The sequence below is a fragment of the Kribbella sp. NPDC048837 genome (genome assembly GCF_055586945.1).
This window is the reverse complement of record NZ_JBVJHF010000003.1, coordinates 794080-814879: the sequence shown is the minus strand read 5'-3', so window position 1 is coordinate 814879 and position 20800 is coordinate 794080. Positions and strand designations below refer to the sequence as shown.

Below are 20800 nucleotides of genomic sequence, written 5' to 3'. Positions count from 1 at the left end.
TCAGAGCTGATCGGCAAGCCTGACGACAGCCGCAACCACCTGCGCGCCGTGGACCAACACCGGATCGTTGTGGTCGGCTCCTGGGATCTCGACCAGCTCCTTCAACGCCGGCGCAGCCGCAGCCACCGCCCGGCTCTGCTCCGGCGGTACGACGGAATCCGCGCTCCCGTAGACCACAGCAACCGGCACCTTCACCGCGGCCAGCCGCTCAGCCACCGGAAACTCGTCCCGCAGCAGCAGCCGGACCGGCAAGAACGGGTAATGCACCCGCCCGACCGCTGCCAGATCGACGAACGGCGACCGTAGTACCAACCCACCCGGCGGAACCTCGGTCGCCAACTCAGTCACCACAGCAGCCCCGAGACTCTCACCGAAGTACACAGTCCGCTCAGCCGGTACGCCGTACCCCACCAGAAACCGCTGCGCTGCCCGCACATCCCGAGCCAGTCCTTCCTCACTCGGTCTGCCTGCGTTCCCGCCGTACCCGCGATAGTCGAACAGCAACACCGTCAGTCCCTGAGCCGCCAACGCCCGCGCGAGCGGAGCCCGCCCAGCCCGATTCCCGCCGTTCCCATTGGCAACCAGTACCGCGATCCCACGATCTCGCCCTTGCGGCCGGACCAGCCAGGCACCCAGACGCAGACCATCGCTTGTCTCCAGCAGCACGTCCTCGGCCCCTACGCTCGCACTCACCGCAGCCGTGTCGGGGAGGTAGATCAGCCGCCGTTGAACACCCCACAACAGTGCCGTGAGCAGGACAATCACTGCCGCCACAGCAAGGGTGATGCGCACCATTGTTTCAGTGTGCCCTTCAACACTGGGGAATTCGGCCTAGTCTGAATAGGCATGGGGGAGTCGAAGCCTGGGGTGTCAGCGCGTGGGCGGTTGCCGGCGGAGCTGACGAGCTTCGTCGGACGCCGGCGCGAGCTGGCGGAGACCAGGCGGTTGCTGGCCGGCAGCCGCCTGCTGACGCTCACCGGCGCCGGGGGAGTCGGCAAGACGCGCCTGGCGCTACGGATGGCGGCAGAGGTACGACGGACGTTCGCCGACGGGGTCTGGTTCGTCGAGTTGGCCGCACTGCATGACCCTGACCTGCTCGCCAACACTCTGGCCGAAGCGCTCGAGCTGAGCCAGGTCTCCGCGAACCCGGCGGATGATCTCGCGGCGTACATGGAGGACAGGCGCCTGCTGCTGGTGCTGGACAACTGCGAGCAGGTGGCCGAGGCATGCGCCGTACTGGGGAGAAAGCTGCTCGCGGCCGCGCCACGACTGCAGATCATCGCGACCAGCCGTCACGTGCTCGGAGTGGAGGGCGAGCAGGTCCTGTCGGTCCCACCGTTGCCGACGCCGCCCCCGGAGGCTCCGGCCGCGGACGCCGACCAGTACGAGGCGATGCTGCTCTTCACCGACCGGGTGCGCGCGGTGCTCCCGGATTTCGTGCTCGACGACACCAATCGGGCGCAGGTGATCGAGCTCTGCCGGCAGCTGGACGGCGTACCGCTGGCGATAGAACTCGCGGCGGTCTGGATGCGGACTCTCTCGCTGCAGCAGATCCTCGATCGGCTCGAGGACCGTTTCCGCCTGCTGGCCGGCGGCAAGCAGACAGCACCGGCCCGCCAGCAGGCGCTGGCGGCGGCGATCGACTGGAGCTACGACCTGTGCTCCGAGGCTGAGCGCACGCTGTGGGCGAGGCTGTCGGTCTTCTCCGGAGGCTTCGACCTGGACGGAGCCGAGGAGGTCTGCTCCGGTGACGGCATCGGTCACGACGACGTACTCGGTCTGATCGCCGGCCTGCTCAACAAGTCGATCATCACCCGCACGATCGGTAGACCCCGCTCGGTCGCCTGGTACGACATGCTCACGTCGATCAGCCAGTACGGCGCTCTGCGGCTCGGCAGCGGGAAACGCGAGTACCGGCTGCGGCACCGCGACCACTACCGGAACCTGGCGGCGGAGTGGGCGACCGACATCTTCGGGCCGCGTCAGGCCGACTGGTACCTCCGGATGCGGCGCGAGCACGGCAACCTGCGGGCCGCACTCGACTTCTGCCTGAGCGAGCCGGACGGTGGGTCGGCCGCCCTCGAGATCGCGGCGCCGATCTGGAACTTCTGGTTCACCGGGTTCCCCCGCGAGGGCTATCACTACCTGTACCGCGCCCTCGATGCGACACCGGAGCAGACGCCGATGCGCGCGCTCGGGCTCTGGGCCGGCGGTTACAACGCGATGTTCATCGGCGAGGCCGAGCAGCAGACGCGCTGGCTGGCCGAGTGCAAGGTCCTCGCCGAGCGGTACGACGACGACCATCTGCGGGCCCGGATCGCGGAGGTGGCCGGGCAGGCGCGGATCAACCGCGGTGACCTGTCGGGTGCGGTCGACGATCTGCTGCCGGCCCTCGACGGTTTCCGTGCGGTCGGCGATCTGCTGGGGGAGTTCGGCGTACTGACCCTGTTGTCGGCGGCGACGTTCTTCCTCGGCGATCCGCGGGCGGACGAGTTCAGCCGGCAGGCGTACGACCTGGCCGACTCCAAGGGCGCGGAGTCGTCCAAGGCATACGCGATGCTGGCCGTCGGCGTGGTGCAATGGCGGGACCACGAGCGGATCGAGGACGCGACCCGGTCGTTCCAGGAGGCGATCCGGCTGTGGCTGCCGCTCAACGGCCGGACCGGCATCGCGCTGTGCGTGCAGGCGCTGTCATGGTGTGCCGCGTCGTCGGAGCCCGGCGCGCGTGCCGCCCAGCTGCTGGGTGCTTCACGGGCGGTGTGGCGGTCCACCGGTGCGCATGTCGACCAGACCACGCCGTACAGCAGGTTCGACGACCAGGCCGAGGAGCGGATCCGGGCCGCGATCGGGGATGCCGCGTTCGACCGGGCGTTCGAGCTGGGAGCGGCGTACTCCTTCGAGCAGGTGGTCTCGCTCGCGCTCGGCGAGGAAACGGTGAACCACCGGGTGGCGCGGACCGGACTGGCCGGCAAGCTGACGCCGCGCGAGCACGAGATCGCCGGCCTGCTCGGCGAGGGATTGAGCAACCGCGAGATCGCTGCTCGCCTGGTCATCTCGCAACGGACCGCGGAGACGCATGTCGAACGCATCCTCGGCAAGCTCGCCTTCACCTCGCGGTCCCAGGTCGCGCGCTGGATCACAGAGCACCCGGATACGTAGACAGATTCGTAGTTCTCCCGATGGGTGGGCGGGCGGCGGGCGGCACCCTTGCTCTGGCGTCCCCCCTCGCCGCCCGGACCCTCCTGCCGGGCGGCCGCCAGACCGGTGGACCCGGCGTCCTGAGATCCCCTGCTCGGCGCTGGGTCCGCCGTTCCAACTGGTGTGAAAGTGGTGTCTTCCACGCCCGGATAGCGGGCGCCGCGGACCCGCGCCGGTGAGCCGGTGAGGAACTGTCGGCGGGCCCGCATAGGCTGTGTCAGTCCCGCTCACTCACGCCCTGGGAGGTCTGCGTCGACATGGCGTCCAGCGATAGTTTCGTGCACCTACACGTGCACACCGAGTACTCCATGCTGGACGGCGCCGCGCGGATCGACGAGTTGTTCAAAACCGCCCAGGAGATGGGCATGCCGGCCATCGCCACCACCGACCACGGCTACGTGTTCGGTGCGTACGAGTTCTGGAAGACCGCGAAGAAGTACGACGTCAAGCCGATCATCGGCGTGGAGGCGTACCTGACCCCGCACACCCACCGCAGCGAGCGGAAGCGGGTCAAGTGGGGCGACGCGAACTCCGGCCGCGACGACGTCTCCGGCTCGGGTGCCTACACCCACATGACGCTGCTGGCGAAGAACACCTCCGGCATGCACAACCTGTTCAAGATGAGCTCGCTGGCCAGCCTCGAGGGCTACTACTTCAAGCCCCGGATGGACCGCGAGCTGCTGAACACCTACGGCCAGGGCCTGATCGCGACCACCGGGTGCCCGTCCGGCGAGGTGCAGACCCGGCTCCGCCTCGGGCAGTACAAAGAGGCCGTCGAGGCCGCCGCGGAGTTCCGCGACATCTTCGGCAAGGAGAACTTCTACTGCGAGCTGATGGACCACGGCCTCGGCATCGAGCGGGACATCCAGAAGGACCTGCTCAGGCTGGCCCGTGAGCTCGGCCTCCCGCTGGTCGCGACCAACGACCTGCACTACACCAAGCCCGAGGACTCGACCGCGCACGCGGCGCTGCTGTGCGTCCAGTCCGGCTCGACTCTGTCCGACCCGAACCGGTTCAAGTTCGACGCGAACGAGTTCTACGTCAAGACCGCGGCCGAGATGCGCGAGGTGTGGAAGGAGCTGCCGGAGGCGTGTGACAATACGCTGCTGATCGCCGAGCAATGCGACGTCAGCTTCACCGAGGGCGAGGGCCGGTTCATGCCGCGCTTCCCCTGCCCGGACGGCCACAACGAGGAGTCCTGGTTCGTCGCCGAGGTGGAGACCGGCCTGCACAAGCGCTATCCCGGCGGTGTCCCGGACCAGGTCCGCAAGCAGGCGGAGTACGAGATCGAGGTCATCACCTCGAAGGGCTACGCCGGCTACTTCCTGGTCGTCGCGGACTTCATCAACTGGGCCAAGGAGCACGGCATCCGGGTCGGTCCGGGCCGTGGTTCCGGTGCCGGTTCGATGTGCGCGTACGCGATGCGGATCACCGACCTGGACCCGCTCCAGCACGGCCTGATCTTCGAGCGCTTCCTGAACCCGGAGCGGATGTCGATGCCCGACTTCGACATCGACTTCGACGACCGCCGCCGCCCCGAGGTGATCCGCTACGTCACCGAGAAGTACGGCGACGACCGGGTCGCGATGATCGTCACCTACGGCACCATCAAGGCCAAGCAGGCGATCAAGGACGCCGGCCGGGTGCTGGACTACCCGTTCGCGATGGGCGACCGGATCACCAAGGCGATGCCGCCGGCGGTGATGGGCAAGGACATCCCGCTGTCCGGCATCTTCGACTCCCAGCACAAGCGGTACTCCGAGGCCGGCGAGTTCCGCCAGCTCTACGAGTCCGACCAGGACGTGCGCAAGATCGTCGACACGGCCCGCGGCCTGGAGAACCTGAAGCGCCAGTGGGGTGTGCACGCGGCCGGCGTGATCATGTCCTCGGAGCCGCTGATCGAGCTGATCCCGATCATGCGCCGCGAGCAGGACGGCCAGGTCATCACCCAGTTCGACTACCCGAGCTGCGAGACGCTCGGCCTGGTCAAGATGGACTTCCTGGGCCTGCGCAACCTGACGATCATGGACGACGCGGTCAAGAACGTCGAGGCCAGCCGCGGCATCTCGCTGGACCTGGACGAGCTGGCCAAGACCCTGGACGACGGCCCGACCTTCGAGCTGCTCGGCCGCGGCGACACGCTCGGCGTGTTCCAGTTCGACGGCGGCCCGATGCGGGCGCTGCTGCGGCTGATGAAGCCGGACAACTTCGAGGACATCTCCGCGGTCGGCGCGCTCTACCGGCCCGGCCCGATGGGCGCGAACAGCCACACCAACTACGCCCTGCGGAAGAACAAGCAGCAGGAGATCAGCTACCCGCACGACGAGCTCGCCGTCGCGCTCGAACCGATCCTGGGGACGACCTACGGTCTGATCGTCTACCAGGAGCAGGTGATGGCGATCGCCCAGCAGCTGGCCGGCTACACGCTCGGCAAGGCGGATCTGCTCCGCCGGGCGATGGGCAAGAAGAAGCGCGAGGTGCTGGACGCGGAGTATGTCGGCTTCTCCGAGGGGATGAAGGCGAACGGCTTCTCCGCCCAGTCGATCAAGGCGCTGTGGGACGTCCTGGTCCCGTTCTCCGACTACGCGTTCAACAAGGCGCACTCCGCGGCGTACGGGCTGGTCTCGTACTGGACGGCGTACCTGAAGGCCAACTACCCGGCGGAGTACATGGCCGCCGTCCTCACGTCCGTCAAGGACGACAAGGACAAGATGGCCATCTACCTGAACGAGTGCCGCCGGATGGGGATCAAGGTGCTCCCGCCGGACGTGAACGAGTCGGACTCGAACTTCACCCCGGTCGGCACCGACATCCGCTTCGGCCTGTCCGCGATCCGCAACGTCGGCGTGAACGTGGTGGCTGAGATCGTCGCGGCCCGCGAGGAGAAGGGCCGGTTCACCGACTTCGTCGACTTCATCGACAAGGTGTCGCTGCCGGTCTGCAACAAGCGGGTCATCGAGTCGCTGGCCAAGGCCGGTTCGTTCGACTCGATGAACCACGCCCGGCGCGCGGTCGTCGCGGTGCACGAGCAGGCCGTCGACGAGGCCATCGACCTGAAGCGGAACGAGGCGCACGGCCAGTTCGACCTCTTCTCGATGGGTGACGACGCGGACGAGGGCGAGGGCAACAGCCGCCTGACCGTCACCGTCCCGGAGATCGAGGAGTGGGACAAGGCGACCAAGCTCGCGCACGAGCGCGACATGCTGGGGTTGTACGTGTCCGACCACCCGCTGTTCGGCGTCGAGCACGTGCTCACCAACGGCAGCGACTGCACGATCGGTCAGCTGCTCGCCGACGAGGACCGGCCGGACGGCTCCCAGGTGACCATCGGCGGCCTGGTCACCGCGGTCCAGCGGAAGGTGAACAAGCGCGGCGACATCTACGCGATCGTCACCATCGAGGACCTGGAGGGTTCGATCGAGGTGATGATGTTCTCCTCGGCGTACCAGCTGCACGCGCACCTGCTCAGCAACGACGCGATCATCCTGATGAAGGGCCGGCTGCGTCGCCGCGAGGACCGGGTCGAGCTCAGCGGCTCCGAGGTGATCGTGCCGGACCTGACCGAAGGGCCGAGCGGCCCGGTGGTGATCACGATGCCTGTGAACCGCTGTACGCCGCCGCTGGTCGAGCAGCTGCGGGATGTGCTGCAGTCGCATCCCGGGATGACCGAGGTGCAACTGCGGCTGCAGGCCCGGCAGAAGACGACTGTGATGCGGATCGGCGACCGGTTCCGCGTCACGCCGACGTCGTCGCTGATGGCGGACCTCAAGGCGCTCCTCGGCCCGTCCTGCCTGGCCAGCTGATTGGCATTGGATTCGATGCGTCACACTGTCGACGTGACTCAACCGCAGCCCATCCAGCCGTCTCCCTACGTTCCGCCCCCGGCCGGTGCTCCCTTCGGTGCGCCGAGTCAGCCGGAGCCGCGGATGCCGTGGGCGAAGGCGATCGTGGTGACCGTGGTGGTGTTCCTGGCCGCGGGTGTGGTGGCCGGGTGGGCGTGGCAGCAGTTCTCGCCGTTGGCGCAGTACACGGTGGACGAGAACGGTGGCGCACTGGGGGAGGAGCAGATGACCCGGATCTTCGGGCCGGACGGCACCTTCACCTCGATCGGCTTCCTGGCCGCGCTCGTCCTGGGTGGTGCCCTGTTCTGGTGGCTGCGGAACTACGGTCCGTGGTCGGTCGCGATCGTGACGCTCGGCGCGTGCCTCGGCTCCGGCATCGCCTGGGGAGTGGGCATGCTGCTCGGCCACGACCCGATCCAGCCGCGCCTGCAGGCCGCCAAGCCCGGTGACCTGGTGTCCGCGCCCCTGGAGCTGCACACCTGGACCCCGGCGGTCTCCTGGCTGATCGGTGCCGCCCTGGCCTGTGCGATCCTCGCCGCCACCACCTGGCGCAGCGAGCCGGTTGCAACCACATCGCAACCTGCCGCGTCAGAGCCTGCACCACCGGTGCAATAGCCTTTGCCAGTCCGGTGGGTGAGGCCACCGGCCAGCGAGGGAGCATATGTCCGACCAGAACACCCCGCCGTACCCAGGTGCCGGCGGTCCGCAGAACCCCCAGAACCCCTACGGCCAAGGCCAGTACGGCGGACCGCAGCAGGGCCAGCGCCCGCCGGCCGGACCGCCGCAGCAGGGCCAGGGCCAGGGCCAGAACCTGTGGCCCCAGCCTGGACAGCAGCAGTACCCGCCGCAGCCGAACGGCCCGCAGTACGGCGCACCGCAGCACAGCGGCCAGCCCGGCCAGCAGTACGGCGCTCCGCAGTACGGAGGACCGCAGCAGCCGCAGGGGGGACCGCAGTACGGTCAGCCCGGGCCGCAGTACGGCCAGCCGGGTCAGGCGTCGTACGAGCAGCTGAACATCGGTGGGCAGCCGCAGCAGTGGCAGCCGGAGCCGAAGAAGAAGCGCGGCAAGGTGATCCCGCTGATCGCGGCGCTCGCCATGGTGCTCGTCGTCGCCGGTGGCGGAATCTTTGCCTACGGCAAGCTCAAGGGCGGCGACCAGCCGGCCGCGGTCCTGCCGGGCACCGCCGTCGCCTACGCCCGGGTCGACCTGAACCCGTCGGCCGGCCAGAAGGTCGCCGCGATCCGGTTCCTGATGAAGTTCCCGTCGGTCAAGGACAAGTTCGGCCTGACCGGCGAGAAGGACGACCTGCGGCAGAAGCTGTTCGAGCAGATCAAGAAGTACGCCGGTGACGACCTGGCCGACGTCGACTACGACAAGGACGTCAAGCCGTGGCTCGGTGAGCGCGCCGGCATCGCCGCGCTGCCGCCCGCCGACGGCAAGGACGACCCGGTCGTCGTGATCGCGGTGCAGGTGAAGAACGAGGGCGAGGCCACCAAGGGCCTGGACAAGCTGATGGCCGGCGAGGACAAGAAGCCCGGCCGCGCGTTCAGCAACGGCTACGTGCTGCTCGGTGACGACCAGGCCACCGTGGACGCGGCCGTCGCCACCGCGAAGGACAACCCGCTGGAGAAGAACGCCAAGTTCAGCGCGGACATGGACAAGCTCGGCGAGCAGGGCTTCGCCTCGGTCTGGGCCGACATGAAGGGGATCGCCTCGATCTCCGGCAAGGTCGACTCCGAGGCGCTGGCCGGTGTCGGCGACGCGAGTATGGCCGCCTCGCTGCGGTTCGACGCCTCGTACGTCGAGCTGAAGGGCATCGCGCAGGGCGACCAGAGCATCAAGGTCAACTCGGCCGACGCCGGCGACCTGGTCACCAAGCTGCCGGACAGCACGGCCGGCGCGATCGCGGTCTCGGGTGGCGAGAACCTGGTCGACACGATGTGGCAGCAGCTGAACAAGGCGGCCAACGGCAACATCAAGCAGCTGACCGAGCAGATCGCCGAGGAGACCGGCCTGAACCTGCCGGACGACCTGAAGAGCCTGCTGGGGAAGAACCTCGCGGTCGCGATCGACAAGGACGCGTCGAACGGCCCGAAGATCGCCGCCCGGATGGAGACCGACCCGGCCAAGGCCGAGCCGGTGGTGGAGAAGCTGACCACGCTGCTGCACGAGCGCAGCTCGGCCAACATCCCGATCGAGAGCGCGAAGGACGACGACACGCTCGTTCTCGCCACCGACAAGGACTACGCCGAGCAGGTGCTGAAGGGTGGCAACCTCGGCCAGAGCGAGAACTTCAAGCAGGCCCTGCCCGACACCAAGGGCGCGGTGACGATCGGGTACGTCGACTTCGAGTCGGTCGGCGCGCTCAGCCCGCGGTTCAGCTCCGACAAGGATCTGGCCGCACTCCGCTCCGGCGGTTTCGTCGTCCGCTCCACGGGTGACGGCCAGGCGGACTTCACGCTGCGGGTCGTCGCGAAGTAGGAATTTCTCCGGCCGACGATGTCGAAATCGGCCGGACGGCTTCTACCTCCTGGGTGAAAGCACCTTTCACCCAGGAGGAGAACCGAGATGAACCACTTCACCGGCATTGCGACCGTCGGCGTACCCGTCACCGACCAGGACCGCGCGGTCGCGTTCTACACCGAGACGCTCGGGTTCGAGCTGTTGATGGACGCACCGCTGCCGCAGCTCGGCGGCCGCTGGATCGTGGTCGCGCCGTCCGGAGCCGCGACGAGTATCGCCCTGGTCCCGGCCTCGGAGGGCAACCCGGCCGGCGTCGACACCGGCATCCGGCTGTCCAGCCCGGACGCGGCGGCGGCGCACAAGCACTTCCTGGCCGAGGGCGTCGACACCGACGAACTGCTCGAGTGGCCGGACGTCCCGCCGATGTTCAGCCTGCGCGACCAGGACGGCAACCGGTTGTACGTCTCCCAGTTCTAAGCCAGGCGCACCCCGGTGAGCGAGGCGCAGGTCTCCAGGAAGGCTGCCTGCGTCTCGGGATCCGAGGCGGCGGGATGCGTCCGATGTGGCCGCAGGTGGTAGAAGTACCCGCCGGTCGGCGCATCCGGCGCGGTCGCAAGCCAGATCTGGGTCAGGTGTGCCTGGCTCAGATCACCTGGCGCGCCACGGCCGCCCATCTTGGTCGGGACCCAGCCGGGATCCACGGCGTTGGAGAGTACGCCGGGCCAGAGCCGGGCGACCGCGAACGCGAGGATCACGTCGTACAGCTTCGAGTCCGAGTACGCCTGCGCTCCGCGCCACCGCCGCCGTACCCACTGCAGATCGTCGAGTACGACGTCGCCGCCCTCGTGCATCCCCGAGCTCAGATAGACCAGCCGCCGCGGTCGCTCGATCAGAGCGGTCAGCAGGTACGGCGCCAGCGCGTTGACGGCGAACACGTGCTCCAGCCCGTCGGCCGTCTCGATCCGCGGCTCCTGATACCCGACCGCCGCGTTGTGGATCACCACGTCGAACCGCCCCGACTCGTTCGCCTGCCGGGCCAGCTCGCGAGTCTCCGCGATGCTCGCCAGGTCGCCGGTCAGCACGCCTGCCGCCTTCGGCAGCGCGGCGACGGCGTCATCGGCGCGGGACTCGTTCCGGGCGTGGAGGACGACCTCATGTCCCTGCGTGATCAGCTCGCGAGCAGCCAGTTGCCCCAGCCCGTCGGCCGACCCGGTGACCAGAATGCGTGCCATGCGTCCCACTCTGCCAGGCTCAGGCGATGACGTGGCCACCGTCGACCGAGACGATCGAGCCGGTGGCGAACGGTTCGTTCATCAGGAAGACGTAGGCCGCGGCGATGTCCCCGGGTTCGCCGACCCGGCCGACCGGCAGGCCGCGGGCGACCTCGTCGTAGTCCATCGCGCCGGCCCACAACGGCGTGCGCACTACGCCGGGCTTGACCGCGTTGACGCGCAGGGGCGCGAGTTCGACGGCGAGGGCACGGACGAGCGAGTCCATCGCGCCGCAGATGCTCGCGGCGACGGACCAACCAGGTGCCGGCCGGTCGCCGGCCGCGCCGGTCGTCAGGACGACCGAACCGCCGGGACGGATCTTCGACGCCGCGGCACTGACGGCACCGAGAGCGCCGAAGTACCGGACCTCGAACGCCGTGCGCGCCTGGTCCAGATCCATCGTGCCGACCTCGAGCAGCGTCAGCGACTCACCGGCGGTGAACACGAGATGGTCGAAGGGCTCGAGGCGCTCGAGGAACGCGCCGACGGCGGCGGAGTCGGTGAGGTCGACCGCCTCGCCGGTCGCCGAGTCCGGAAGGGTTTCGAGTGCGCGCTTCACCGAGTCGGGGTTGCTGGAGGCAACGATCACGGTGGCTCCCTGGGCGGCTGCCAGTTCCGCGGTGGCGAGCCCGATGCCCGACGTACCGCCGAGGACGACGACGCGCTGGTCCTGCAAGGTCATGACACTGCCTTTCGTGGTTGAGAATTCCCTTCCACGATGCAGGCGCCGGGCGACCGGCGTCCAAGACCTGTTCCGGCGGCTGTAATACCCTGAAGGTATTATGGACGTCGACCTCCGCAAGCTCAGGTACTTCGTCGCCGTGGCCGAGGAACTGCACTTCGGCCGGGCGGCGGAGCGGCTGCACATCGCCCAGCCGGTGCTGTCCCGGCAGATCCGCGCGCTGGAGAACGAGCTCCGCGTCCAGCTGTTCGTCCGCACCAAGCGCGCGACCGAGCTCACGCCCCCCGGCCGCCAGTTGCTCGACGACGCGCGGCCGTTGCTGGCCTCGGCCGAGGCCGTCCGCCGGCGCGTGACCCAGGCAGCCCGGGGACCGAAGACCTTCACGGTCGGCTTCATGCCCGGCATCACCGTGACCCCGGCTGTCCGGGCGTTCGCCGCCGCGCATCCCGACGTCGAGGTCGAGGTGATCCGGACGACATGGGACGACCAGGTCGAGGTACTGCACGACGGCCGCGTCGATGTCAGCATCGTCCGGCTGCCGATCGACCAGCAGGGGTTGAGCATCCGGCCGCTGTTCGAGGAGTCCCGCGTCGCGATCGTCCCGTCCGACCACCGCCTGGCGGGCAAGCCGATGATCGAGATCACCGACCTCGCCGACGAACACCTGCTCCAGGACCCGAACGCCGTACCGGAGTGGCGCGACATCGCCCTCGAGCTACGCCTCGGCCGCCCCAAGGCGGTGCCGACGTATCGCAGTGTCGAGGAGAAGCTCGAACACGTCGCGGCTGGACGCGGCATCTCGATCCTTCCGCTGTCGGTCGCCACTTACTACCAACGCCCCGACATCGCGGTGGTCCCGGTGCACGAGATCGCCCCCAACAAGGTCGCCCTCGCCTGGATCGCCACCCGCCGCTCGCGCCTCGTCTACGACTTCGCCGACCTCGCGGGGTCGGCCGACTGGCCGCGATGATCCGGCCGGGGCTCAGGGCAACGCCGGCTGGATTTGGTGGCATCATCGAAGGATGAGGTGGAGCGCAGCCGCCCTCCTGGTGATTGCGCTGGTGGTGGGATGTTCTGGTGGGAGAGTCCGGCAGCCGCGCCGACCACGTCTGCCACGGTGCCGGCGTTCCCGGCGCCGGGGACGGCGGCGCTTGACCCGGCGAAGGCCAAGGCCCTTCAGGACGTGATCGACAAGGTGGTCGCGTCACCCGACAGCCCATCAGGCTCGCGAGGTGCGACCGCCGCGGTCGTGACCGATCGCTGGATCTGGTCGGGAGCGGCCGGGACGGACATCCGCGGTACGGCGTTGCGTCCGGAGACGAGCATGGCGGCCGCGGACATCACGAAGACGTTCGTCGCGGCCGAGGTGATGCTGCTCGTCAAGGCCGGCAAGGTCGACCTGGACAAGCCGATCTCGACGTACCTCCAGCACAAGTTGACCGCGAACAGCGCGACCGTCCGGCAGCATCTGTCGATGACGTCGGGCGTTCCCGACTTCGGGAACGACGACTACCGCGAGCTGGACAAGGCGGTCACGGCGGCGCCGGGCAGGCATTGGACGCGTGAGCAGACGCTGTCGTACCACACTGCCAAGGTCGGAGCGCCGGGCAGCGACTCCGGTTACAGCAATGCCAGCTATGAGCTGCTGGGCCTGCTGATCGAGAAAGTGACCGGCCAGCCGCTCGCCGGTGTATTCCGTCGCGATCTGGCCGCGCCGGCCGGGCTGAAGCACGCCGCCTTCCAGGACGGGGAGAAGCCGGAGCCCCCGGCGGCCGTGGACGACAACGAGTCCTGCGGCGAGCCGGACGGCTACCTTCCGTGCCGCGCCTTCGCGAGCGCGCTCGCGGCGGGTCATGGACTTGCCGCCGACGCACCGACGGTCGCGCGCTGGGGGTACCAGCTGTACGGCGGCCGCGTGCTGCCGGCCGAGCTGGTCAGCGAGATGACCAAGGGCGACGGGCCCTACGGGCTCGGGACGGAGTTGTTCGCGAAAGCGCTCGGCATTGGTACGTCGTACGGTCACTACGGTGACAATCCCGATCACACCAGCCTGCTGGTCGTGGTCCCGGCGAAGAAGGTTTCGGTCGCCATGATGATTGCCGACAGCAGGAGAGATGTCGGCAAGATGATGCAAGAGCTGACCAAAGCCCTCCAGCCCCTGCTCAACTGAGTGGAGCCGGAGGGCTGTGTTCAGTGGCGGACCCGGTAGCGGATGTGGGTGGCCGCGGGGGTGTCGATCACCCGCGCCACCTCCAACTCGATCTGCTTCGGGAGGACGTCGAACAACCGCAGGCCGCGTCCGAAGAGCACCGGGACCTGGTCGATCTGCAGCTCGTCGAGCACCCCGGCCTCGAGCGCCTTCTGCGCGGTGTACGCACCGTGCACCAGCACGTCCGTGTCGCCGGCCGCCGCCTTCGCCTGCGCCATCGCGCTCTCGATGTCGGTCACGAACGTCACCGACTCGTACTTCTGCGCCGCGGGAGGCGCCGGCTGCCGGCTGAGCACGAAGATCGGCGCGCCGTGATGGTCACCGCCGTAGTAGTCGACCTGCTCCGCGGTTCGCCGGCCGACCAGCACCGCGCCAGTCGCGTTCAGCTCGTCCCAGATGTCGCCGGCCGGGCCCACCGGCCGGCCGAACTCCCCGTCCGGACCTTCGTACCACTTGTGCAGCCGCATGAAGCCGTCACCGCCCGGGTTGCCCGGTTGGTCGTTCGGACCCGCGATGAACCCGTCGACGGACATCGACATCAGCAACACCGATGAAGACATGATCCTGCTCCTTCACTCCGCAGAGCGCGGCGAGTCCGCGCCCCTACCCTCGCGTCGAAGAAGCCTGACCCGACTCGACATCAGTCTTCCGCGGACAGTGCCTCCAGCACGCCTTCGCCGTACTTGGCCAGTTTGTTCTCGCCGATGCCGCTGATCGTGCCGAGCTCGGCCAGAGTGCTGGGCAGGTCGGTCGCGATCTGGCGCAGCGTCGCGTCGTGGAAGATGACGTACGCCGGGACGCCCTGCTCCTTGGCGACACCGGCCCGCCATGTCCGCAACCGCTCGAAGACCGGCGCCGCCTCGGGCGCGAGATCGGCCGCGGCCTTCTTCGCCGACGACGACCTCGACTTCGACTTCGTGCGCTCCGGCTCGCGCCGCATCATCACCTCACGACGCTTGCCGAGCACCTCACCGCTTTCCTCGGTGAGCACGAGCGTGCCGTAGTCGCCCTCGACCGCGAGCAGCCGGAGCGCCAGCAGTTGCCGGATCACGCCGCGCCACTCGGTGTCCTTGAGCTCGGTCCCGATCCCGAACACGGTCAGCTGGTCGTGCCGGAACTGTTTGACCTTCTCCGTCTCCTTGCCGAGCAGGATGTCGATCAGCTGCCCGGCGCCGAACTTCTGGTTGCGCTCGTGCTGCAGCCGGTACACCGTCGACAGCAGCTTCTGCGCCGCGATCGTGCCGTCCCACGATTCCGGTGGCGTCAGGCAGGTGTCGCAGTTCCCACACGTGTCACCGTGCTGACCGAAGTACGCCAGGAGTTGCGATCGCCGGCACTGCACGGTCTCGCACAGCGCGAGCATCGCGTCCAGGTGCGCGCTGAGCCGGCGCCGATGCGCGAGGTCACCCTCGGACGTGTCGATCATCTTCCGTTGCTGCACGACGTCCTGCAGTCCGTACGCGAGCCACGCCGTCGAGGGCAGTCCGTCCCGCCCGGCCCGGCCGGTCTCCTGGTAGTACCCCTCGACCGACTTCGGCAGATCGAGGTGCGCGACGAACCGGACGTCCGGTTTGTCGATGCCCATCCCGAACGCGATCGTCGCGACCACCACCAGGCCGTCCTCGCGGAGGAACCTGGCCTGGTTGACCGCGCGGGTCCGGCTGTCCAGTCCGGCGTGGTACGGCAGGGCTTCGATCCCGTTCTGGGTCAGGAACGCGGCGGTCTTCTCGACACTGTTGCGGGACAGGCAGTACACGATGCCCGCGTCGCCGGCGTGCTCGGTGCGCAGCAGGTCGAGCAACTGCCGCTGCGGGTTGTCCTTCGGGACGATCCGGTACTGGATGTTCGGCCGGTCGAAGCTCGCGACGAAGTGTTTGGCGTCCGTCAGCTTCAGCCGGGTGGCGATCTCCTGGTGCGTCGCCTCGGTCGCCGTGGCGGTCAACGCGATCCGCGGCACGTCGGGCCAGCGCTCGTGCAGCTCGGACAGCATCAGGTAGTCCGGCCGGAAGTCGTGGCCCCACTGCGACACACAGTGCGCCTCGTCGATCGCGAACAGCGCGATCTTGCCCTGGTCGAGCAACCGGACGGTCGCCTCGACCCGGAGCCGCTCGGGCGCGAGGTAGAGCAGATCCAGCTGGCCGGCCAGGAACGCCTGCTCGACCTCACGCCGCTGCTCGAAGTCCTGCGTCGAGTTCAGGAATCCCGCTCGTACGCCGAGGGCCGTCAAGGCGTCGACCTGGTCCTGCATCAACGCGATCAGGGGCGAGATCACCACGCCCACACCGGATCGGACGAGTGCCGGGATCTGGTAGCACAGCGACTTGCCACCACCGGTCGGCATCAGCACCAGGGCATCCCCGCCGGCCACGACGGTGTCGATGATCTCGGCCTGCTCACCGCGAAAGGCGTCGTACCCGAAGACCCGGCGCAGCACATCGACAGCTTCTGGCTGTCCGTCGATCGCTTCTGGAAGGGGCAGCCCGGTCGTCTCGGTCACCCCGCGAGTCTAGTGAGATCGCCACGACGATGCTGGCTGCCGACGCGAAACCTGTGGATTACCGGGCGACTTCGCCGCGATAGGTCCCGACGCTCCACAGATTGCCCTCGGGGTCCTTGACGGTGAAGCCGCGCGAGCCGTAGTCCGCGTCCTCCAGGCCGCGGACGACGACCGCGCCGGCGCCGATGACGCGACCGATCAGGCTGTCCGGGTCGTCGTGGACCAGATAGATCGACTGCGCCTGGTCCGCCAGCGCGGTGAACTCGTCGGGCTCCGCCTTGGCATCGGCCGAACCCATCATGATCCCGCCGCCGAACGGCCAGGTCAGCTCGGAGTGCGCGATCGATCCCTCGGCCACGCCGGGGTACGACGCGACGAGGGTGAAGCCGAGGCCCTCGGTGAGGAACTTCAGTGCGGCCTGTCCGTCGCGGTAGTGGAGGCCAGGCCAGACCCCGATCACCGTCTTCTGCTCAGTCATGCTGTTCATACCTCCGACTCTGCGGTCCAGGCCGGCACGAAGTCTTGGACGTTTGGGAGTTCCTCGGTGATCCACTGCCGGGGTGAGCAGCCCGCGATCGCCTTCCACTCCCGGGTCAGATGCGCCTGGTCGGCATACCCGAACCGGGCGGACAGGTCGGCCAGCCGGATCGCCGGCTGCCGCCGCAATCGCCAGACCGCGCGCTCGAACCGCAGCACCCGCGCCGTCACCTTCGGCGCGAGCCCGAACTCCGCGGTGAACCGATCGGTCAGATGCCGCCGGCTCCACCCGACCTCCGTGGCCAGATCCTGTACGCCGATCGCCCCGCCGGACTCGCACAACCGGCGCCACGCCCAGCCGACCTCCGGGCGAGCTCCATGGGCTGCGTCCGCAGCCCATCGCTCGAGGAACAACCCTTCGAGCAGGTCGAAGCGTGCGTCCCAGGTCGGTGCCTCGCGCAGTTGTTCGGTCAGCAGGCGGGCGGGCCGGCCGAGGAGGTCGTCGAGCCCCACAACAGTTGAGGCAAGCTCGATCGGTGGCAGGCCGAGCAGGACGCGGGCGGCGGCCGGGGTCAGCGACAGTTGCACACCGGCCCGGCTGGGGGTCGCTCCGACGTGGACCGCGGTCGCGTGCAGGCCGCCGACGAGGGCGTCGAACTTCTCGACCGGTGCGCCGGGCCAGGCGACGCCCAGCGGTTCGTCCAAGGTGATGACGAGCGTCAGGTGCCGGGAGGGGAGACCGCGGTGGAGCGCCGGCGGATCACCGTCGTACGCATAGCCGCTGATGTCGCCGACGTACGGACGCAGGGCGGGGTGCACCGGTCGCTGCACCTGCGTGAACCCCGCCATGGTTCTCAGGCTAGGACCACCCTCCGACAGAATCACCCGCTCCGCGATTCGGGACCCGCGTACCGCCATCCGGACGGGCGTGGCACCATCGGATAGTCGTCCGGACGTAGAGGAGAAGCCGTCGTGCCCGCTTTGAGGTCCCGTACTGTCACCCACGGCCGCAACATGGCGGGCGCCCGCGCGCTCATGCAGGCCTCCGGGGTAGCCCGGGAGGACTTCGGCAAGCCGATCATCGCGGTGGCCAACAGCTTCACCGAGTTCGTCCCCGGGCACACCCATCTGGCGCCGGTCGGCCGGATCGTGTCCGAGGCGATCCACGCGGCCGGTGGGATCGCGCGCGAGTTCAACACGATCGCCGTCGACGACGGGATCGCGATGGGCCACGGCGGCATGCTCTACAGCCTGCCGTCGCGGGACCTGATCGCCGACTCGGTCGAGTACATGGTCGAGGCGCACTGCGCGGACGCGCTGGTCTGCATCTCGAACTGCGACAAGATCACCCCCGGCATGCTGAACGCCGCCCTCCGGCTGAACATCCCGACCGTGTTCGTCTCCGGCGGCCCGATGGAGGCCGGCCGGGCCACGCTGGTCGACGGCACGGTCCGCAAGCTCGACCTGATCGACGCGATGTCCGAGGCCGTCAACGAGAACGTCTCCGACGCCGACATCCTGCGGATCGAGGAGAACGCCTGCCCGACCTGTGGCTCGTGCTCGGGCATGTTCACCGCGAACTCGATGAACTGCCTGACCGAGGCGATCGGCCTGTCGCTGCCGGGCAACGGTTCGGTGCTGGCCACCCACACCGCGCGCAAGGCGCTGTACGAGAAGGCCGGCGAGACCGTCGTCCAGATCACCAAGCGGTACTACGACAACGACGACGCGACCGTGCTGCCGCGGAACATCGCGTCCCGCGAGGCGTTCGGGAACGCGATGGCGCTGGACATCGCGATGGGTGGATCGACGAACACGATCCTGCACCTGCTGGCCGCGGCCCAGGAGGCGGAGGTCGGCTTCGACCTCGACGACATCAACGCGGTGTCGCGCCGGGTGCCGTGTCTGGCGAAGGTCGCGCCGAACGTCGCACCGGGCGGCACGTACTACATGGAGGACGTGCACCGGGCCGGTGGCATCCCGGCGATCCTCGGTGAGCTGCACCGGGCCGGCCTGCTGAACGAGAACATCCACACCGTGCACAGCGACTCGATCGACGAGTGGCTGAAGACGTGGGACCTGCGTGGCGGCTCGCCGTCGCCGGAGGCCGTCGAGCTGTGGCACGCGGCGCCTGGCTGCAAGCGGTCGGCGACGGCGTTCTCGCAGTCGGAGCGGTGGGAGACCCTCGACACCGACGCGGCCGGCGGCTGCATCCGCGACCTCGAGCACGCGTACTCCAAGGACGGCGGGCTCGCGGTCCTGAAGGGCAACCTGGCCGTCGACGGCTGCGTTGTGAAGACGGCCGGCGTGGACGAGTCGATCTGGACCTTCCAGGGTCCCGCGGTGGTGTGCGAGTCGCAGGAGGAAGCGGTCGAGAAGATCCTGGCCAAGCAGGTCCAGCCGGGCGACGTCGTGGTGATCCGGTACGAAGGCCCGAAGGGTGGCCCTGGGATGCAGGAGATGCTGTACCCGACGTCGTTCCTGAAGGGCCGCGGCCTGGGCAAGGTCTGCGCACTGGTCACCGACGGCCGCTTCTCCGGCGGTACGTCGGGACTCTCGATCGGTCACGCGTCACCCGAGGCCGCGTCCGGCGGGACGATCGCGCTGGTCCAGGACGGCGACCAGATCCGGATCGACATCCCGGGCCGCTCGATCGAGCTGCTGGTGGACCAGGCCGAGCTCGATGCCCGCCGGGCGGCGCTCGGCGGTGTCTACGCCCCGAAGAACCGCGACCGCAAGGTCTCCCAGGCACTCCGCGCGTACGCCGCGATGGCAACCAGCGCCGACAAGGGCGCCGTCCGCGACGTCAGCAAGCTGGGTTCCTGAACGAGCCGCGATGGACGAAGCAATGCCTGGCGGCCGCTTCGCCAAGCCGGTGCGGCAGGGTGACACCGTTCAACGCCGGAGGGGTACGGCGAACACGCACGCACTGCTCCGGCACTTCGAGCGAGTCGGCTTCGACCTGGCTCCCCGGCTAGTGGCTGTGGAAGGTACGACGGAGACGCTGTCCTACCTTCCCGGAACCACGGGATATCCGCCTCTGACTGAGGAGCTCCGGTCGGATCAGGCGCTGGTGAGTGTGGCTCGCGCGATCCGTCGGCTGCACGATGCGACCGAGGGATTCGAGCCGGTCGACCCCTGGGACTGGCACGGCCTGGAAGTCGCGGCGCCGGTTCGGATCGACTGCGTCGGGCACCACGATCTGGCGCCCTGGAATCTCGTCTTCGACGGTGCCGAGGTCACCGGGATCATCGACTGGGACACGATCCGGCCATCGAACCGCCGGTGGGATCTCGCCTACGCCGCGCACCAGTTCGTGCCGTTCCACCCGCCGGCCTGGCTCGAGTCCTTCGGGTGGCCGGAGGAGCCCGACCGGGCCCGGCGGCTACGCCTGTTCTGCGACGCCTATGGCCTCGGGGTCGCACCGGCCGAGTTGGTGGATCTGATCGCGATCAGGCTGCTGTCGTTCGCGGCATACATCGAGCAGCAGGTGCGTGCGGGTGACCCGGCGTTCGACGTACATCGGGACGAGGATCACGCGGGCGGGAACCGGGCCGCGGCGGCGTACGTCCTGGCGAACCGGGCGGTGCTGGTCGCGGAGAGCTAGATCTCCAGGTCGAAGGCGAGGCTGATGGCTTCGGCGAGGGCTGGTTCCTGGTCGGGGTGGAGGTAGCCGATCAGGCGGCCGAGCTGGGCCTTCGGGATGGTCTGGATGTTGTCGCAGGAGATGGCGCTCGCATGGTCGAGGCCGTTGTCCGGGCCGACCAGGACCTCGGTGGAGAGGCCGCGGACGGTGCTGGTGATCGGGGCGACGGTGACGTTGGTCAGGCGCGGGCGGATCAGCTCGCGGGTGAGGACCACGACCGGCCGCGGCTTGTCCAGCCGGGCGATGTGGATCGGCCGCATCAGTCGAGGTCGGTGAGCACGGTGCCGGCCGCAGTCGGGGCCAGGCCCTCCAGATCCGGGTAGTCGCCGTGTTCGGCGAGGATCGCGAGGTCGCGGGCGGCCAGCTCCCGGCGGCGCTCACGCTCCATCGCCCGGGCGACCACGGACGCCCGGCTCGTCGCCTTGTCGGTCGCCACCAACTGGTCCATGAAGTCGACCAGCTCATCCGGCAACCGCACGGTGATCTGCTTACTCATACCAACACCATACCGCCG

18 protein-coding genes are annotated in these 20800 nt (G+C 68.8%); 9 read left to right on the top strand and 9 right to left on the bottom strand.

Annotation, left to right across the window (positions count from 1 at the left end; genetic code table 11):
• On the bottom strand, positions 1-795 hold the full coding sequence (locus tag ACZ6O0_RS19445) for an alpha/beta hydrolase (RefSeq protein WP_465766307.1): 795 nt from the start codon (positions 793-795) through the stop codon (positions 1-3).
• Positions 796-846: 51 nt separating this feature from the next.
• Here ACZ6O0_RS19445 and ACZ6O0_RS19440 point away from each other — a divergent pair, with 51 nt between their 5' ends.
• The 5 genes from ACZ6O0_RS19440 (at position 847) to ACZ6O0_RS19420 (ending at position 9981) form a co-directional block, all read left to right on the top strand.
• Positions 847-3159 (top strand): ATP-binding protein, encoded by a 2313-nt coding sequence (locus tag ACZ6O0_RS19440; RefSeq protein ID WP_465766306.1) that lies wholly within the window; start codon positions 847-849, stop codon positions 3157-3159.
• A 296-nt stretch (positions 3160-3455) separates the two neighbouring features.
• The gene (gene dnaE, locus ACZ6O0_RS19435) at positions 3456-7001 is read left to right on the top strand and encodes a DNA polymerase III subunit alpha (protein WP_465766305.1); all 3546 of its coding nucleotides are present in this window, start codon (positions 3456-3458) and stop codon (positions 6999-7001) included.
• Positions 7002-7034: 33 nt separating this feature from the next.
• Positions 7035-7655, top strand: a complete 621-nt coding sequence (locus tag ACZ6O0_RS19430; RefSeq protein ID WP_465766304.1) for a hypothetical protein — start codon at positions 7035-7037, stop codon at positions 7653-7655.
• Positions 7656-7701: 46 nt separating this feature from the next.
• A complete protein-coding gene (locus ACZ6O0_RS19425; RefSeq protein WP_465766303.1) occupies positions 7702-9522 on the top strand; it encodes a DUF3352 domain-containing protein in 1821 nt (606 codons plus the stop codon).
• An 87-nt stretch (positions 9523-9609) separates the two neighbouring features.
• A complete protein-coding gene (locus ACZ6O0_RS19420; protein ID WP_465766302.1) occupies positions 9610-9981 on the top strand; it encodes a VOC family protein in 372 nt (123 codons plus the stop codon).
• Here the strand turns inward: ACZ6O0_RS19420 and ACZ6O0_RS19415 are convergent.
• Positions 9978-10736 (bottom strand): SDR family NAD(P)-dependent oxidoreductase, encoded by a 759-nt coding sequence (locus ACZ6O0_RS19415; RefSeq protein ID WP_465766301.1) that lies wholly within the window; start codon positions 10734-10736, stop codon positions 9978-9980. The genes ACZ6O0_RS19420 and ACZ6O0_RS19415 overlap by 4 nt on opposite strands.
• 19 nt (positions 10737-10755) lie before the next feature.
• On the bottom strand, positions 10756-11457 hold the full coding sequence (locus ACZ6O0_RS19410) for an SDR family oxidoreductase (protein ID WP_465766300.1): 702 nt from the start codon (positions 11455-11457) through the stop codon (positions 10756-10758).
• Positions 11458-11557: 100 nt separating this feature from the next.
• Here ACZ6O0_RS19410 and ACZ6O0_RS19405 point away from each other — a divergent pair, with 100 nt between their 5' ends.
• Together ACZ6O0_RS19405 and ACZ6O0_RS19400 are read left to right on the top strand one after the other, a co-directional pair.
• On the top strand, positions 11558-12427 hold the full coding sequence (locus ACZ6O0_RS19405; RefSeq protein WP_465766299.1) for a LysR family transcriptional regulator: 870 nt from the start codon (positions 11558-11560) through the stop codon (positions 12425-12427).
• Positions 12428-12526: 99 nt separating this feature from the next.
• Entirely contained in the window at positions 12527-13627 is a 1101-nt protein-coding gene (locus tag ACZ6O0_RS19400; protein ID WP_465766298.1) for a serine hydrolase domain-containing protein, read from the top strand.
• Positions 13628-13647: 20 nt separating this feature from the next.
• On the opposite strand, the gene ACZ6O0_RS19395 is transcribed toward ACZ6O0_RS19400, so the two are convergent.
• From ACZ6O0_RS19395 to ACZ6O0_RS19380, 4 genes are all read right to left on the bottom strand, one after another.
• Positions 13648-14226, bottom strand: a complete 579-nt coding sequence (locus ACZ6O0_RS19395) for a dihydrofolate reductase family protein (protein ID WP_465766297.1) — start codon at positions 14224-14226, stop codon at positions 13648-13650.
• A gap of 80 nt (positions 14227-14306) precedes the next feature.
• A complete protein-coding gene (recQ, locus tag ACZ6O0_RS19390; RefSeq protein WP_465766296.1) occupies positions 14307-16163 on the bottom strand; it encodes a DNA helicase RecQ in 1857 nt (618 codons plus the stop codon).
• Between the two features lie 58 nt (positions 16164-16221).
• Complete coding sequence (locus tag ACZ6O0_RS19385; protein ID WP_465766295.1) at positions 16222-16650, bottom strand: VOC family protein; 429 nt, start codon at positions 16648-16650, stop codon at positions 16222-16224.
• A complete protein-coding gene (locus ACZ6O0_RS19380) occupies positions 16647-17489 on the bottom strand; it encodes an AraC family transcriptional regulator (RefSeq protein WP_465766294.1) in 843 nt (280 codons plus the stop codon). The genes ACZ6O0_RS19385 and ACZ6O0_RS19380 overlap by 4 nt, the downstream gene beginning before the upstream one ends.
• Before the next feature lie 123 nt (positions 17490-17612).
• Here ACZ6O0_RS19380 and ilvD point away from each other — a divergent pair, with 123 nt between their 5' ends.
• A complete protein-coding gene (gene ilvD, locus ACZ6O0_RS19375; RefSeq protein WP_465766293.1) occupies positions 17613-19466 on the top strand; it encodes a dihydroxy-acid dehydratase in 1854 nt (617 codons plus the stop codon).
• Between the two features lie 10 nt (positions 19467-19476).
• Entirely contained in the window at positions 19477-20247 is a 771-nt protein-coding gene (locus ACZ6O0_RS19370; protein WP_465766292.1) for a phosphotransferase enzyme family protein, read from the top strand.
• On the opposite strand, the gene ACZ6O0_RS19365 is transcribed toward ACZ6O0_RS19370, so the two are convergent.
• On the bottom strand, positions 20244-20546 hold the full coding sequence (locus ACZ6O0_RS19365; protein ID WP_465766291.1) for a type II toxin-antitoxin system PemK/MazF family toxin: 303 nt from the start codon (positions 20544-20546) through the stop codon (positions 20244-20246). The genes ACZ6O0_RS19370 and ACZ6O0_RS19365 overlap by 4 nt on opposite strands.
• Positions 20546-20782, bottom strand: a complete 237-nt coding sequence (locus ACZ6O0_RS19360) for a ribbon-helix-helix domain-containing protein (protein WP_465766290.1) — start codon at positions 20780-20782, stop codon at positions 20546-20548. The genes ACZ6O0_RS19365 and ACZ6O0_RS19360 overlap by 1 nt, the downstream gene beginning before the upstream one ends.
• Positions 20783-20800: the final 18 nt, after the last annotated feature.

What these genes read in the sequence shown, in the direction of transcription:
- ACZ6O0_RS19445 (WP_465766307.1), bottom strand. Translation starts at nt 795, where the DNA reads ATGGTGCGCATCACCCTTGCTGTGGCGGCAGTGATTGTCCTGCTCACG.
- ACZ6O0_RS19440 (WP_465766306.1), top strand. Translation starts at nt 847, where the DNA reads ATGGGGGAGTCGAAGCCTGGGGTGTCAGCGCGTGGGCGGTTGCCGGCG.
- dnaE (WP_465766305.1), top strand. Translation starts at nt 3,456, where the DNA reads ATGGCGTCCAGCGATAGTTTCGTGCACCTACACGTGCACACCGAGTAC.
- ACZ6O0_RS19425 (WP_465766303.1), top strand. Translation starts at nt 7,702, where the DNA reads ATGTCCGACCAGAACACCCCGCCGTACCCAGGTGCCGGCGGTCCGCAG.
- ACZ6O0_RS19420 (WP_465766302.1), top strand. Translation starts at nt 9,610, where the DNA reads ATGAACCACTTCACCGGCATTGCGACCGTCGGCGTACCCGTCACCGAC.
- ACZ6O0_RS19415 (WP_465766301.1), bottom strand. Translation starts at nt 10,736, where the DNA reads ATGGCACGCATTCTGGTCACCGGGTCGGCCGACGGGCTGGGGCAACTG.
- ACZ6O0_RS19410 (WP_465766300.1), bottom strand. Translation starts at nt 11,457, where the DNA reads ATGACCTTGCAGGACCAGCGCGTCGTCGTCCTCGGCGGTACGTCGGGC.
- ACZ6O0_RS19405 (WP_465766299.1), top strand. Translation starts at nt 11,558, where the DNA reads ATGGACGTCGACCTCCGCAAGCTCAGGTACTTCGTCGCCGTGGCCGAG.
- ACZ6O0_RS19400 (WP_465766298.1), top strand. Translation starts at nt 12,527, where the DNA reads ATGTTCTGGTGGGAGAGTCCGGCAGCCGCGCCGACCACGTCTGCCACG.
- ACZ6O0_RS19395 (WP_465766297.1), bottom strand. Translation starts at nt 14,226, where the DNA reads ATGTCTTCATCGGTGTTGCTGATGTCGATGTCCGTCGACGGGTTCATC.
- ACZ6O0_RS19385 (WP_465766295.1), bottom strand. Translation starts at nt 16,650, where the DNA reads ATGAACAGCATGACTGAGCAGAAGACGGTGATCGGGGTCTGGCCTGGC.
- ACZ6O0_RS19380 (WP_465766294.1), bottom strand. Translation starts at nt 17,489, where the DNA reads ATGGCGGGGTTCACGCAGGTGCAGCGACCGGTGCACCCCGCCCTGCGT.
- ACZ6O0_RS19370 (WP_465766292.1), top strand. Translation starts at nt 19,477, where the DNA reads ATGGACGAAGCAATGCCTGGCGGCCGCTTCGCCAAGCCGGTGCGGCAG.
- ACZ6O0_RS19365 (WP_465766291.1), bottom strand. Translation starts at nt 20,546, where the DNA reads ATGCGGCCGATCCACATCGCCCGGCTGGACAAGCCGCGGCCGGTCGTG.
- ACZ6O0_RS19360 (WP_465766290.1), bottom strand. Translation starts at nt 20,782, where the DNA reads ATGAGTAAGCAGATCACCGTGCGGTTGCCGGATGAGCTGGTCGACTTC.